The 12,154-nt window shown below is 65.0% G+C and carries 16 protein-coding genes; 10 read left to right on the top strand and 6 right to left on the bottom strand.

The features are described 5' to 3' along the window. Positions 1 to 26: 26 nt before the first annotated feature. From atpD to SAZ10_RS21850, 10 genes are all read left to right on the top strand, one after another. Positions 27 to 1,472: a F0F1 ATP synthase subunit beta gene (gene atpD / locus SAZ10_RS21895; RefSeq protein ID WP_318611486.1), complete on the top strand. Its 1,446-nt coding sequence runs from the start codon at positions 27 to 29 to the stop codon at positions 1,470 to 1,472. Then, positions 1,469 to 1,921 carry a F0F1 ATP synthase subunit epsilon gene (locus tag SAZ10_RS21890; RefSeq protein WP_318611485.1) on the top strand — a complete coding sequence of 151 codons (453 nt, stop codon included), beginning with the start codon at positions 1,469 to 1,471 and terminating at the stop codon, positions 1,919 to 1,921. The genes atpD and SAZ10_RS21890 overlap by 4 nt, the downstream gene beginning before the upstream one ends. After that, a complete protein-coding gene (locus tag SAZ10_RS21885; protein ID WP_318611484.1) occupies positions 1,918 to 2,208 on the top strand; it encodes an AtpZ/AtpI family protein in 291 nt (96 codons plus the stop codon). Before SAZ10_RS21890 ends, SAZ10_RS21885 begins: the two co-directional genes overlap by 4 nt. A gap of 11 nt (positions 2,209 to 2,219) precedes the next feature. After that, positions 2,220 to 2,504: an ATP synthase subunit I gene (locus SAZ10_RS21880; protein WP_318611483.1), complete on the top strand. Its 285-nt coding sequence runs from the start codon at positions 2,220 to 2,222 to the stop codon at positions 2,502 to 2,504. Then, a complete protein-coding gene (locus tag SAZ10_RS21875) occupies positions 2,501 to 3,202 on the top strand; it encodes a F0F1 ATP synthase subunit A (RefSeq protein ID WP_318611482.1) in 702 nt (233 codons plus the stop codon). Before SAZ10_RS21880 ends, SAZ10_RS21875 begins: the two co-directional genes overlap by 4 nt. Then, positions 3,199 to 3,444, top strand: coding sequence for a F0F1 ATP synthase subunit C (locus SAZ10_RS21870; RefSeq protein WP_318611481.1), 246 nt, complete (start codon positions 3,199 to 3,201; stop codon positions 3,442 to 3,444). The genes SAZ10_RS21875 and SAZ10_RS21870 overlap by 4 nt, the downstream gene beginning before the upstream one ends. Before the next feature lie 13 nt (positions 3,445 to 3,457). Further along, the gene (locus tag SAZ10_RS21865; protein ID WP_318611480.1) at positions 3,458 to 4,207 is read left to right on the top strand and encodes a F0F1 ATP synthase subunit delta; all 750 of its coding nucleotides are present in this window, start codon (positions 3,458 to 3,460) and stop codon (positions 4,205 to 4,207) included. Further along, on the top strand, positions 4,188 to 5,723 hold the full coding sequence (locus SAZ10_RS21860; RefSeq protein WP_318611479.1) for a F0F1 ATP synthase subunit alpha: 1,536 nt from the start codon (positions 4,188 to 4,190) through the stop codon (positions 5,721 to 5,723). The genes SAZ10_RS21865 and SAZ10_RS21860 overlap by 20 nt, the downstream gene beginning before the upstream one ends. Further along, on the top strand, positions 5,720 to 6,589 hold the full coding sequence (locus tag SAZ10_RS21855) for a FoF1 ATP synthase subunit gamma (RefSeq protein ID WP_318611478.1): 870 nt from the start codon (positions 5,720 to 5,722) through the stop codon (positions 6,587 to 6,589). Before SAZ10_RS21860 ends, SAZ10_RS21855 begins: the two co-directional genes overlap by 4 nt. A gap of 84 nt (positions 6,590 to 6,673) precedes the next feature. Beyond that, positions 6,674 to 6,982 carry an antibiotic biosynthesis monooxygenase gene (locus tag SAZ10_RS21850; RefSeq protein ID WP_318611477.1) on the top strand — a complete coding sequence of 103 codons (309 nt, stop codon included), beginning with the start codon at positions 6,674 to 6,676 and terminating at the stop codon, positions 6,980 to 6,982. Between the two features lie 145 nt (positions 6,983 to 7,127). On the opposite strand, the gene SAZ10_RS21845 is transcribed toward SAZ10_RS21850, so the two are convergent. The 6 genes from SAZ10_RS21845 to SAZ10_RS21820 are packed head-to-tail and all read right to left on the bottom strand — an operon-like array spanning position 7,128 to position 12,099. Continuing rightward, the gene (locus tag SAZ10_RS21845; RefSeq protein ID WP_318611476.1) at positions 7,128 to 7,925 is read right to left on the bottom strand and encodes an SIS domain-containing protein; all 798 of its coding nucleotides are present in this window, start codon (positions 7,923 to 7,925) and stop codon (positions 7,128 to 7,130) included. Positions 7,926 to 7,954: 29 nt separating this feature from the next. Beyond that, entirely contained in the window at positions 7,955 to 8,725 is a 771-nt protein-coding gene (locus tag SAZ10_RS21840) for a GntR family transcriptional regulator (protein ID WP_318611475.1), read from the bottom strand. Continuing rightward, positions 8,722 to 9,597 (bottom strand): ROK family protein, encoded by an 876-nt coding sequence (locus SAZ10_RS21835; RefSeq protein ID WP_318611474.1) that lies wholly within the window; start codon positions 9,595 to 9,597, stop codon positions 8,722 to 8,724. The genes SAZ10_RS21840 and SAZ10_RS21835 overlap by 4 nt, the downstream gene beginning before the upstream one ends. Continuing rightward, entirely contained in the window at positions 9,594 to 10,334 is a 741-nt protein-coding gene (locus SAZ10_RS21830) for a PIG-L family deacetylase (RefSeq protein ID WP_318611473.1), read from the bottom strand. The genes SAZ10_RS21835 and SAZ10_RS21830 overlap by 4 nt, the downstream gene beginning before the upstream one ends. After that, on the bottom strand, positions 10,331 to 11,170 hold the full coding sequence (locus SAZ10_RS21825; protein WP_318611472.1) for a carbohydrate ABC transporter permease: 840 nt from the start codon (positions 11,168 to 11,170) through the stop codon (positions 10,331 to 10,333). Before SAZ10_RS21825 ends, SAZ10_RS21830 begins: the two co-directional genes overlap by 4 nt. Then, positions 11,167 to 12,099: a sugar ABC transporter permease gene (locus SAZ10_RS21820; RefSeq protein WP_318611471.1), complete on the bottom strand. Its 933-nt coding sequence runs from the start codon at positions 12,097 to 12,099 to the stop codon at positions 11,167 to 11,169. The genes SAZ10_RS21825 and SAZ10_RS21820 overlap by 4 nt, the downstream gene beginning before the upstream one ends. Between the last annotated feature and the right edge of the window lie 55 nt (positions 12,100 to 12,154).

The raw sequence follows: 12,154 nt of genomic DNA, 5'->3' as shown, positions 1-12,154 counted from the left end.
GTTGCGCTGAGAGCGACGGTGCACGAATGCGGACGGACGGCAGGGTCGTTGCAATCCGGGGAGCGGTGATCGACATCGAGTTCTGCGATGCCGATCTACCCGGGATCGACGAAGCGCTTTCGATTAGGGATGCCGAGCATGGCCGGGTTCTGGCGGAGGTCCAGGCCCATCTCGATGAGAGGACCGTGCGCGCGATTGCGCTTCAGGCCACCACCGGCCTGAGGCGCGGTGACGCCGTTGCAAGGATCGGCAGTCCCGTCGTCGTGCCGGTCGGCGAAGCGGTCCTCGGCCGTCTTCTCGATGTTACGGGCCGCGTCGGCGACCGAGGCCAAGACCTGCCGGCCGATGTTCCGCGCCGGCCGATCCATCGCAAGTCTCCGCCGCTATCGGAGCAGACGGGTGCGACGACGCTCTTCGCAACTGGCGTCAAGGTCATCGATCTCCTGGCGCCGTTGGCGCAAGGCGGCAAGGCGGCGATGTTCGGGGGGGCAGGCGTCGGCAAAACCGTGCTGGTGATGGAGCTCATCCACGCCATGGTGGCGAGCTACCAGGGCATTTCGGTGTTCGCCGGCGTCGGGGAGCGTTCACGCGAGGGCCACGAGATGCTGCTCGACATGACGCATTCCGGCGTGCTCGATCGCACGGTCCTCGTCTACGGGCAGATGAACGAGCCGCCGGGCGCGCGCTGGCGCGTACCGATGACCGCGCTCACGATTGCGGAATATTTTCGCGACGAGCGCCACCGCAATGTCCTGCTGTTGATGGATAACGTCTTTCGCTTCGTCCAGGCAGGCGCGGAAGTATCCGGGCTTCTGGGACGGCTGCCGTCACGTGTCGGCTATCAGCCGACGCTGGCGAGCGAAGTTGCGGCGCTGCAGGAGCGGATCGCCTCGGTGGGCGATGCTGCCGTGACAGCCATCGAGGCGGTCTATGTTCCCGCCGACGATTTTACCGATCCGGCTGTGACGACGATTGCTGCCCATGTCGACAGCATGGTTGTCTTGTCGCGCAACATGGCAGCGGAAGGCATGTATCCGGCAGTCGATCCGATTGCCTCGTCATCGATCCTGCTCGATCCCTTGATCGTCGGTGCCGAGCATGCCGAAGTGGCGATCGAAGTGCGGCGAACGATCGAGCACTATCGCGAGCTCCAGGACGTGATCTCCCTGCTCGGCATGGAGGAACTGGGCGCCGAGGATCGCCGGATCGTAGAGCGGGCCCGCCGGCTGCAGCGTTTCCTGACGCAGCCCTTCACCGTCACGGAGGCGTTCACCGGGGTCGCAGGTCGCTCCGTTCCGATCGTCGATACGATCGCCGGATGCAGGGCAATTCTCTCGGGCGCCTGTGACGACTGGCGGGAGAGTTCGCTCTACATGCTCGGGACGATCGAGGAGGCACGGCAGAGGGAGGAAGCCGCGCGCAGATCGGACGGCTCCTCCGGCGGGCGGCAGGACAGGGTGCCGGCGGCATGAGCGCGACGCTTCATCTGACGATCACCACGCCCTCCGCCATTCTGGCGGATCGCGTGCAGGTCCGCTCCGTTCGTGCCGAAGATGAAAGCGGCGGGTTCGGCATTCTGCCCGGCCATGCCGATCTCCTGACCGTTCTTTCTGCTTCGGTCGTTCGATGGCGCAGCGACGACGATATAAGGCACTATTGCGCGCTGCGCGGCGGTGTTCTGACTGTCACCGAGGGGCGTCAGGTCGCCATTGCCTGCCGACAGGGTACTCTCGGCGACGATCTGGCGAAGCTCGAGGCCGAAGTCCGTGCGATGCGTGCCGCCGAGACCGATGCCGATCGCCGGGCCAGGGTGGAGCAGATGCGCCTTCACGCGCGCGCAGTGCGCCAGCTGATGCGCTATCTGCGGCCCGGCGGCACTGGCTTTGCCGAGACTCCCCCATTGCAACGAGACAGATCATGACAGCGCCTCGTCCAACCGGGCCCAAGGATCGGTTGACCGAGGCCGCGCGCCAAGCCGCCGAACGCGCGAAGCAGGGTGAAGAAAATCCCGAGCCGTCTCTCGGCGCTCGGTTCGGCCAAATCGGAATTCTTGGCTGGACCATCGTCGTACCGACATTGGTCGCGGTCTTCGTCGGGCGGTGGCTCGACCGAATTCTCGACACGGGCATCTTCTTTTCTGCGCCGCTGATCATGATCGGTGCCGCCATCGGCCTCTGGTCGGCCTGGAAATGGATGCACCGCGCTTGATGGAGACTGTGTTGATCCAAACTCTTTCCGGCGCTCAGGCGCTTTATGCATCTCTCGGCCTGTTCGTGGGGGCGCTCCTCGGGCTGTTTCACTTCGTTTCCCTTCGGGTGATCGTCCGGCTCTACGTCGAGGGAGGAGCGGCACGGGCCGTCGCCATCAAGATCCTCCGGTTCGGGCTGTTGATCGCCATTCTTGCAGCCCTGGCGAAGGTCGCCGTAGCCGCCCTCGTCGGTGGCGCGTTCGGCCTTCTGGCCGCACGCGGCTTCGTGCTGAGGCGCCTTGGGTCAGCGCCATGAACTCGCCGCTGATGACACAGCCGCTCTTCTTTGCCGGCCCAGTGCCGATCACGGCGCCGGTTGTCGTCACCTGGATGATCTTGATCCTCGTGACCGTGCTGGCGAGGCTCGCCACGCGGAGCCTCACACTCGTTCCTTCCACGGCGCAGGCCGTGGTCGAGACAATGATCGGCGCGATGGACACGCAGATCAATGAGACGATGCAAACCGATCCAGGTCCCTATCGCGCTCTGATAGGGACGATCTTCATCTACGTGCTCGTTGCCAATTGGTCGTCGCTCGTACCGGGCATCGAACCGCCGACCGCACATCTGGAGACGGATGCAGCGTTGGCGCTGATCGTCTTCTGCGCGACCATCCTCTACGGCGTCCGCAGCCGCGGCTTTGCCGGCTATCTCAAGACTTTCGCGGAGCCGAGCTGGGTGATGATCCCGCTCAATCTCGTCGAGCAGGTCACGCGCACATTTTCGCTGGTGGTGCGCCTTTTCGGGAATGTCATGAGCGGCGTCTTCATCGTCGGCATCATCCTCTCGCTGGCAGGTCTCCTCGTGCCAATTCCGCTCATGGCGCTCGATCTGCTGACGGGGGCGGTACAGGCCTACATATTCGCCGTGCTGTCGAGCGTGTTCATCGGAGCTGCCGTCGGCGAGCGCCGCACATCCTCCCAAACCGCGTACCAGGAGCCGGACACGCCATGAACGTGATCGAGATCGTCAGCATCATTGCAGCGGCGCTTGCCGTCTCCTTCGGCGCCATCGGGCCGGCGCTCGCCGAGGGCCGTGCGGTGGCCGCAGCGATGGACGCCATCGCTCGCCAGCCCGAGGCGGCCGGAACCCTGTCGCGGACGCTCTTTGTCGGGCTTGCCATGATCGAGACGATGGCAATCTACTGCCTCGTGATCGCGTTGCTTGTCCTCTTCGCCAACCCTTTCGTGCATTGAGCCTCGCACCGCGATGAAGATCGACTGGTGGACACTCGGCCTTCAGACGATCAACGTCCTCGTCCTCATCTGGCTGCTCAGCCGGTTCCTGTTCCGCCCGGTCGCCACGATCGTGAAGGAGCGCCAGCAAGCCATCTCCAAGCTGCTCGACGAGGCTCACACGAGCAAGGCCGAGGCCGAGGCCGAAAAGGAAAAGGCTGCCGAGGAGGTCGCCAATCTCGCGGCCTCGCGCAGCGAGACGCTGAGGGCAGCGGCAAGCGAGGCCGATGTGGAGAAAGCCGCGATCCTAGCGGCTGCCAGGGCAGACGCAGATCGGTTGCGTGCCGCGGCCGAGGCCGAGATCGCAAGCGCGCGGCAGGGCGAGGCAACCGCGGCTGCGGACCGCGCGAGCCGGCTCGCCGTCGACATTGCCGCCAAACTCCTTGACCGCCTGCCGGATGCAGCGCGGGTGACCGGCTTTATCGAAGGGCTTTCCAAAGGACTTGCAGCCTTGCCGGAAGCAAGCCGCGCGAGCATCGGCGCTGACGGCGTGGCGGTACGCGTGCTTTCTGCCCGCGCTCTCACCGACGCGGAAAGCCAGGCCTGCCGCTCGATGCTTGCCCAGGCGCTCGGCCGGCATGTCGAGATGACCGTCGAGGTCGATCCGGCTCTCATCGCGGGGCTGGAGATCGACACTCCCCATGCAGCGATCCGCAACAGCTTTCGGGCCGATCTCGACCGCATCACCACGGAGTTGACGCGACATGAGTCTATCGGAGGGTAGCGCGGCCGACTGGCTCGCGCGCAGCCGGGAGAGGCTGGCACGGACCGAACTCTCCCCGGAGGCGGTATCGATCGGGCGCGTCGAGCAAATCGCCGATGGCATCGCGCGCATATCCGGCCTACCGGACGTCCGGCTCAACGAGCTTCTGCATTTCGAAGGGGGTGGCAGCGGCTTTGCCCTCGCGCTGGACGCTGACGCGGTCAGCGCCGTGCTCCTTGATGACCAGACGGCAATCGAGGCGGGGACGCGGGTGTCCGGTACCGGTCAGGAGGTGCGGGTTCCCGTCGGTCCGGGCCTGCTCGGGCGCGTCATCGATCCGCTCGGCCGGCCGCTCGACAGGGACGAGCCGGTGGGCGTGGAGGCATACCATTCCGTCGAACGGCAGGCGCCTGCCATCATCGAACGTGATCTGGTGTCGGAACCTGTCGAAACCGGGATCCTCGTCATCGATGCTCTCTTCACGCTTGGCCGCGGCCAGCGCGAGCTGATCATCGGCGACCGCGCGACCGGCAAGACCTCGATCGCGGTCGACGCTATCATCAACCAGAAGCACTCGGACATAATCTCGGTCTACGTCGCCGTCGGCCAACGCGCGACCGCGGTGGAACGCGTGATCGAGGCGGTTCGGCAGCATGGCGCGCCGGAACGATGCATCTTCGTCGTCGCTTCGGCGGCAGCAGCGCCGGGTCTGCAATGGATCGCGCCCTTCGCGGGCTTCACGATCGCCGAATACTTCCGCGACCGCGGCGGCCATGCGCTGATCGTGGTCGATGACCTCACCAAGCACGCTGCCACCCATCGCGAGCTGGCGCTTCTCACGCGCGAGCCGCCGGGCCGCGAGGCATATCCGGGCGATATCTTCTACGTCCACGCCCGGCTGCTCGAACGCGCCGCCAAGCTGTCGGCGGAACACGGGGGCGGCTCGCTGACGGCCCTGCCGATCGCGGAAACGGATGCAGGCAATCTGTCCGCCTATATCCCGACCAATCTGATTTCCATCACCGACGGCCAGATCGTTCTCGATTCACGCCTGTTTGCAGCGAACCAGCGTCCGGCGGTCGATGTGGGCCTGAGCGTCAGCCGCGTCGGCGGCAAGGCCCAGTACCCTGCGCTGCGCCAGGTCTCCGGCCGGATCCGGCTCGACTATTCGCAATTCCTGGAACTCGAGATGTTTACGCGCTTCGGCGGGATTTCCGACACGCGCATCAAGGCCGAGATTGCACGCGGGGAACGCATTCGCGCCTTGCTCATGCAGCCGCGATTCGCGACGCTCAGCCTCGTCGATCAGGTCTCCCTGCTCGCCGCGTTGGGCGACGGTGTCCTGGACGGCATGCCTCCCGCGCGGATCCCGGAGCTGCGCGAGCGGGTCGCCGCTCAACTCGACACCTATGCCCCCGGCGCGGCTCAGGCTCTCGCTGGCGCCGACGCCCTCGACGGCACGTTGCGGGCGCGCCTCGTGACGGCCGTCGGGTCGCTCGCCAAGGATATTGCCGGCCCCGCGGAGGCACGGCCATGACCGAGCGGCTGAGCGATGTCACGGCCCGCATCGGATCCGTGCGGCAGCTCTCCGCTGTGATCTCCGCCATGCGAGGCATTGCCGCTGCCCGATCGCGAGAAGCGCGGAGCCAGCTCGACGGGATTCGCGCCTACGCCCGGGCGATCGCGGATGCCATCGGGCATGCTCTGGCCCTCCTGCCGGAAAGCGCCCGCTCGGAGCATCTTCAGCAGCGTGCGGAGGGGCATGCAATCATTGCCTTGTGCGCCGAGCAAGGCTTTGCGGGGACTTTCAACGAGCGAGTGCTCGAGGCCGTCCAACCCTTGATGCAGGGCGGGTCGCGGGGGTCGCCGGTGGAGCTTCTACTGGTGGGCGATCGGGGATTGATGGTCGCCGAAGAACGCGGCCTCGTCTGCGACTGGTCCGCTTCAATGATTGCGCATGTCGGGGAAGCTGCGCCGCTCGCCAGCCGGATCGTGGAGGAGCTCTACAGGCGGCTCGGGACGGGAAGAGTGACGCGCATCAGCGTGATTCACGCGATACCCGGTTCGTCGGCGACCATCGACGTTGCGGAGAAGGTGCTCGTCCCCTTCGACTTCGGCCGTTTCCCGATTCCGCGCGGTGCCGCGGTCCCGTTGATCACTCTGCCGCCAGCGGTTCTCCTTGCCAGGCTTGCCGAGGAATATGTCTTTGCCGAGGTTTGCGAGGCCGTGATGCTGTCCTTCGCGGCCGAAAACGAAGCCCGGATGCGAGCCATGATCGCGGCGCGTACCAATGTTGCAACCACTTTGGACGATCTCGTCGCGCGGTCGCGCCAGTTGCGGCAGGAAGAGATCACCAACGAAATTATCGAGCTCGCAAGCGGCGCCTCGGACACGGTGAGGTGAGCAAATCGCAGCTTGACGCAGATGAGGAACGCTGCCCAAGCTTTGCTTGGAACCCGGCGGGACTTGTCGAGACAGGAGAATGTGATGACAAAATTTGCGCTGTACGTTCCGCTGGAGGCGAAGCCGGGCAAGGAGAAGGAGGTCGCGGATTTCCTGCGGTCCGCCGTGCCCTTGGTGAATGCGGAGGCCGGCACGGTCTCTTGGTTCGCTATTCAAGAAGGACCGTCCTCGTTCGCTATCTTCGACACGTTCGACGACGAATCCGGGCGCGATGCGCATCTGAACGGCAAGGTGGCGGCAACCTTGATGGAAAAAGCAAAGGCCGGTGAGCTGTTTGCCAAAACACCGGAGATCCACAAGCTCGGGATTCTTGCGGACAAACTTCCGGGATAATTGCAACCATTTCACCTGGTATCGCAGGCGACAGCGCCGCGGATCGGCCAGGCTCCCAATTTCTGCTCGGCAGGGAAAAGGCGTCCAGCTGACAGCCGGACGCCTCTGGCATGGACCCTTCAACTTTGAAAGGCTTAGCGCGCTCTCATTGCTCTCCGCCGCGCATGCGGGCCTGGAAGGCCGGCAGATGCTTCTTCTGAGCTTCCAGCATGCGCTCGCGATAGACGCCGTAGATGATATCGGTGTCGTGCAGCGTCACGCCGGCAATGGTCGGCGAGGCGAAGACCGGGAGTTCGATGCCGCGTTCGGCGAGATTTTGCGCGGTGCGGGCGAGCAGTTCGTGCGCCATGATCATGGCGAGCACCGTGGACGAGCCCGCGACGGGCCGGCTCCAGCCGTCGATCGGGACAACCGCGTCCTCGATCGGCGAGCAGGTGTCGATCACGAGATCGGCCGCATCCGCCAGCCGCTTGCCGGACGAGTGCGTGGCCGGCTTGTCGAGGTTGTTCTTGCTGGTGATCGCCACCACGAAGATCCCGCGTTTCTTCGCATAAAGGGCGGTGTCGATGCCCGAGGCATTGCGCCCGCTATGGCCGAAGATGATGATCGAGTCGCCCTTGTTGAGCGGCTGATGGTCGAGGAACTTCTCGGCATAGTTCTCGGTCCGCTCGAGCCAGAGCAACTCCCGCACGCCGCCGGCGCCGAGCACATTGTGCCACATCACGCGGGGGTCGGTGAGGGGATTGAAGCCGACAAAGCTGCCATAGCGCGGGAAGATCTCCTGGCAGGGGAGGACCGAGTGGCCGGAGCCATAGAGATGGATCAACCCGCCGTCGGCGAGCGAGTCGGCGAAGCGGCCCGCGGCCTTGTCGAAGGCTTCGGCATTGGCCTTGGACGCCTTCTCCATGAGGGCGGCAAGGCGAGAAATATAGAGATCGGACACTTTTCTACTCCTGTGTGAACGGGTTGGCGTCAGGGCCGGTCGCCGGAAATCGTGCGGCCGGCGCGAAGCGTCGACCTGATCTCGTAGCGATCGCCCCGCATGATGGAGACGGTGAATTCGAATGGGCCGCGCTCGTCCGTGGTGATGCGTTCGACGACGAAGGCCGGGCTGCCTGGAGCAAGATCTAGGAGCTCTGCATCGTCCGGCCCGATGGCGGCGACGCGATAGACCTCCGTCGCCTCGATCGGCACAATTCCGTAGCGCTTCTCCAGAGCCTCATAGAGCGAACCCTGAAGCGATCCGGAATCGAGAAAGCCGGGAGCGCGCGCAGCGGAGAGCTGAGCCGTCTGGATACCGATCGGCGCATCATTGCCGAGCCGCAGCCGACGAATGCGCACCACGGGGTCGCCTTCCTCGATATCGAGCGCGGCGGCCGTCGCGGCATTGGCCGTCGTCAGGCTGCAATCGAGTAGGCGCGAGCCCGCGACGATGCCGACATGGCTCATCTCCTGTGTGAAGCTGGTCAGCTCGCGCGTGCCGGCGACGAGCGTGGTGGAGCGTACGAAGGTGCCGCGGCCGTGCTCACGCCTGAGCAGGCCGTGCTCCTCGAGATTGCGCAAGGCATGGCGCAAGGTGATGCGGCTGACGCCGAGCAGTGAACAGAGCCGGTCTTCTGCAGGAATCTGAGTCCCGGTCGCCCATTCTCCGCTCTTGATGATGGCGCGGATCGCCTGCTCGACCTGATACCAGAGCGGTTCGGGCCTGCGCCGGTCCGGCAGCGGGAAGCTGACTTCGCTCATCTGATGCGCCTCCACTCCGATCCTGCCGCGCCGGCAAGCGCCGCGCCGACCAGGCCCGCGCGGGGCCCGAATGATCCCGGCTTGATCGTTATGTTCCTGAGATGTTGAGGCAGTTGCCGCTGCATCGCGGCCAGGATTATGGGACCGAGCACGTCGAGCGCGTCCGAAATGCCGCCTGAGATCAGGATCCCTTCTGGATCGAGCAGGGCGACCGCACCCGCGAGCGTCGTTCCGAGCTTTCGGGCCGGTTTTTCGAGAGCGGCGTGCGCAGCCGGGTTGCCTGCGCGAGCCGACGTGATCAGCGCTGCGCCGCTTGCCATGCCGAGCCTTTGCGCGATGAGGTCAAGCGCGCGGCCGGAGGCGACGCGTTCCAGCCAGCCGCTGCGATCTTCGCCGGGGTCGTCTGCGTCGCCGCAAGCCCAGCCGAAGGAGCAGGCGCCGCCATGCGACCCCGCGACAATACTGCCATTGGCAAGCACGGCCGAGCCTATACCCGTGCCGATGGCGAGCAGGATGACGTCTGATAGGCCCTTGGCCGCTCCGGCTTCTGCCTCGGCGAGCAGGGCGACCTGCGCGTCATTGCCGATGCCGATACGCAGGTCACGCGCTAGCGACTGCATGTCGAGACCGTCGAGATAGGGCAGGTTGGGTATCCAGCGGCAGGTGGTGCCCTGGACGAGCCCGGGCACGGCGAAGCCGATTGCCTCGATATCGCCGGCTGCGGCCCTGAGCGCGGCGAGCCGATCCGTGAACGCGGTGAGATCTGCCGGGGCAGCCTCGTGAGTAAGCATCCGGAGCGCCGATATGTCGCCCGAACAAAGCGCGGCGCGCATGTTGGTGCCGCCGAGGTCGATAGCCAGCACGCGCGTCACCGAGCCTTCCTCCCTCCGGCTGAGGGAGAAAACAAGCCCGCACCGGCATTCCAGGAATGCGACGCTGCTGCGAAGGCCTGCGCATACCGCGTGCCGCGCAGACAGCCGCGCAGGCGATAAAGGGCGGTGTAGTAATCGATATAGGGAAAACTGCTCAGACCGCGCGCCAGCTCGTATTCGTTGACCGCTTCGCGCCAGGCGTCGAACCCCTCTGACACGTCGACCAGGTGCTCCGGCCTGAAGCCTTCGTCGTCTTCCCAGTTCTCGCCGAACAGGAGGAGCCCGGGCGTGTGCGCGGGTTCGGGCCGCTTCAGCGTCGGCAGGGCGGCAAAGAGCATGCCGGTTCTGGCGAGTTCCGCCGCGGCGCGATGGTCCTTATGCCAGCTTCCATGCCAATGGGTGATGACGACTTCGGGCTTCAGCTCGCGGATGACGTCGCAGACCTTCAGCACGGTCTCGTCGTCGTTCGGCAGGAAGGCGTCGCGAAGGCCGAGATTGCGGACGGAGGCTCCGAGGCGTGCGGCGGCACGAGCCGCCTCGTCCTCCTTTTGTGCGCAATAGTGTTCCGGGATGAGGCAGGGATGACCCTGCTCGCCCATGGTGAGGTGCAGGAAGGTGACCGCGGCACCTTGCCGTGCAGCCTGGGCGGCCAGCGGCCCGGCGATCACCTCGGCATCGAAGGCATGGGCGCCGACCACCAGGATGGAACGCGCCGCGTAGACCCGGTCCTCGATCATTTCATGCCTCCGCCGGCCCCGACGCCCTCGCGAATCTGGCGCGCGAGCAGAGCATACATGATGAGAATCGGCGCCATGGAGATCGCAAGCGAAGCGAATACCAGCCCCCAGTCCGTGCGGAACTGGCCGACGAAAACACTGATCGCCAGGGGCACGGTCTTGTAATGGTCATCGAAGATGAAGATCAGGGGGAAGAAGAAGTCGTTCCACACAGCGATCGCCGTGAAGATCGCCACGATCGAGATGGCGGGCTTCACCAGGGGCAGGATCACCTGAAAGAGAATGCGTGCCTCGCCGGCGCCGTCCATGCGGGCTGCTTCTTCGAGCTCCGACGGCAGCACGCGCATGAAGTTCGCGAAGATGAAGACGGCAAAGGGAATGCGGATCGCGGTATAGACAAGGACCAGGCCGGTGAGCGAGTCGAGCAGGTCTAGTTTCCGCATCAGTGTGAAAAGCTCAACGGATGCAAGCCTGATCGGCAGCATGATGCCCGCCAGGAACAGGCCGAGCATCCAGCTGTTCCAGCTAAGCCGGTACCGGCTCAGCGGAAAGGCCGCCATGGCTGCGACGATGATCGTCAGTACCACTGCCCCGCCGGTCACAATGAGGCTGTTGACGAAGTTCCGACCGAGCTCAGCCCGCGTCCAGGCGTTGACGAAATTGTCGAGCGACCAGCGGTGCGGCAGGCCGAGCCTGTTCTCGTAGATTTCTGCGGTTGTCTTGAAGCAGGAGACCACGAGAATGTAGAGCGGCAGGAGCACTGCTCCCGTCCACAGGACGAGGGCTGTCCAGCCTGGCAGCCTCATCAGTCGGCCCTGCAGCGTTGCCGCGCTCATGGCTGCACCGTCCGCCGGTCGAAGAAGCGAAGCATCATGAGCGTGCCGACGCTGAGCAGCAGGAAGAGCAGCGTACCGAGCGCGAGCGCCAGCCCAATGTCGGTGATGCCGACCGCGCCCTCCGCTCCGAAGGCCAGTCGGTAAAAGTATGTGACCAGCGTGTCGGTCGCGTAGTTGGGGTTCCCCTGCACGCCTTGCATCACATAGACGATGTCGAACTGGTTGAAGGTGTTGATGAACGACAGCGTCGTGAGCGTGCTGATGGCGGGCACGAGCAGCGGCAGTGCGACGCTGAACAGCATGCGTGCGCTGCCGGCGCCGTCGATCCTTGCCGCTTCGAAGATCGGTGTCGGGATCTGCCGCAACCCGGCGGTGAAGATCAGCACCGGCAGGCCCATCCAGTTCCAGGCATCGACTGATATCAGCACCCAGAGCGCGGTCGCGCTGTTGCCGAGTACCGTCAGGCTGCCCTCATGCAATCCAAGCGCGTTGAGCGTCCATTCGATGATGCCGCCGGGGGCAAGAAGCAGTCGCCACAGGGCGCCGACGATGACGGGGCTCAGCACCGCCGGGAAGAAGAACACCGACTGGATGAAAGCGGCGCCCTTGTCGCGCAGGAACAGGAGGTAGGCGAACAACAGTCCGAGGCAGTTCTGGAACAGCATGATCCCGAAGAACCAGGCTGCGTTGTGCCAGAGCGCACCGGCCAGCCTCTCGCTGCTTGGGAAAACGAACAGCCGGCCGAAGTTCGACAGCCCGGCGAATTCGAGCATGCGCAGCCCCTTCCAGACAAAGAAGCTGCCCCACAGGGACATCGCCAGCGGGTACAGCACGAACATTGCATAAATTGCGAGCGCCGGCAGGATGAACAGCACGGCCATGCGCTGCTGCGCGCGCGACAGGCTGTTTTTCGTGCGGGTCTGGGTCATGCGGAGTCGTGGTTCGCGGGGGGATACCGAAGGCGGCCGATTGCCGGGCGTCGAC

Origin of the sequence: Mesorhizobium sp. BAC0120, assembly GCF_033542235.1 — a bacterium.
Lineage (GTDB): Bacteria > Pseudomonadota > Alphaproteobacteria > Rhizobiales > Rhizobiaceae > JAWRCU01.
Note: the sequence above shows the minus strand (reverse complement) of the source record. Positions and strands in the feature narration are given on the sequence as shown.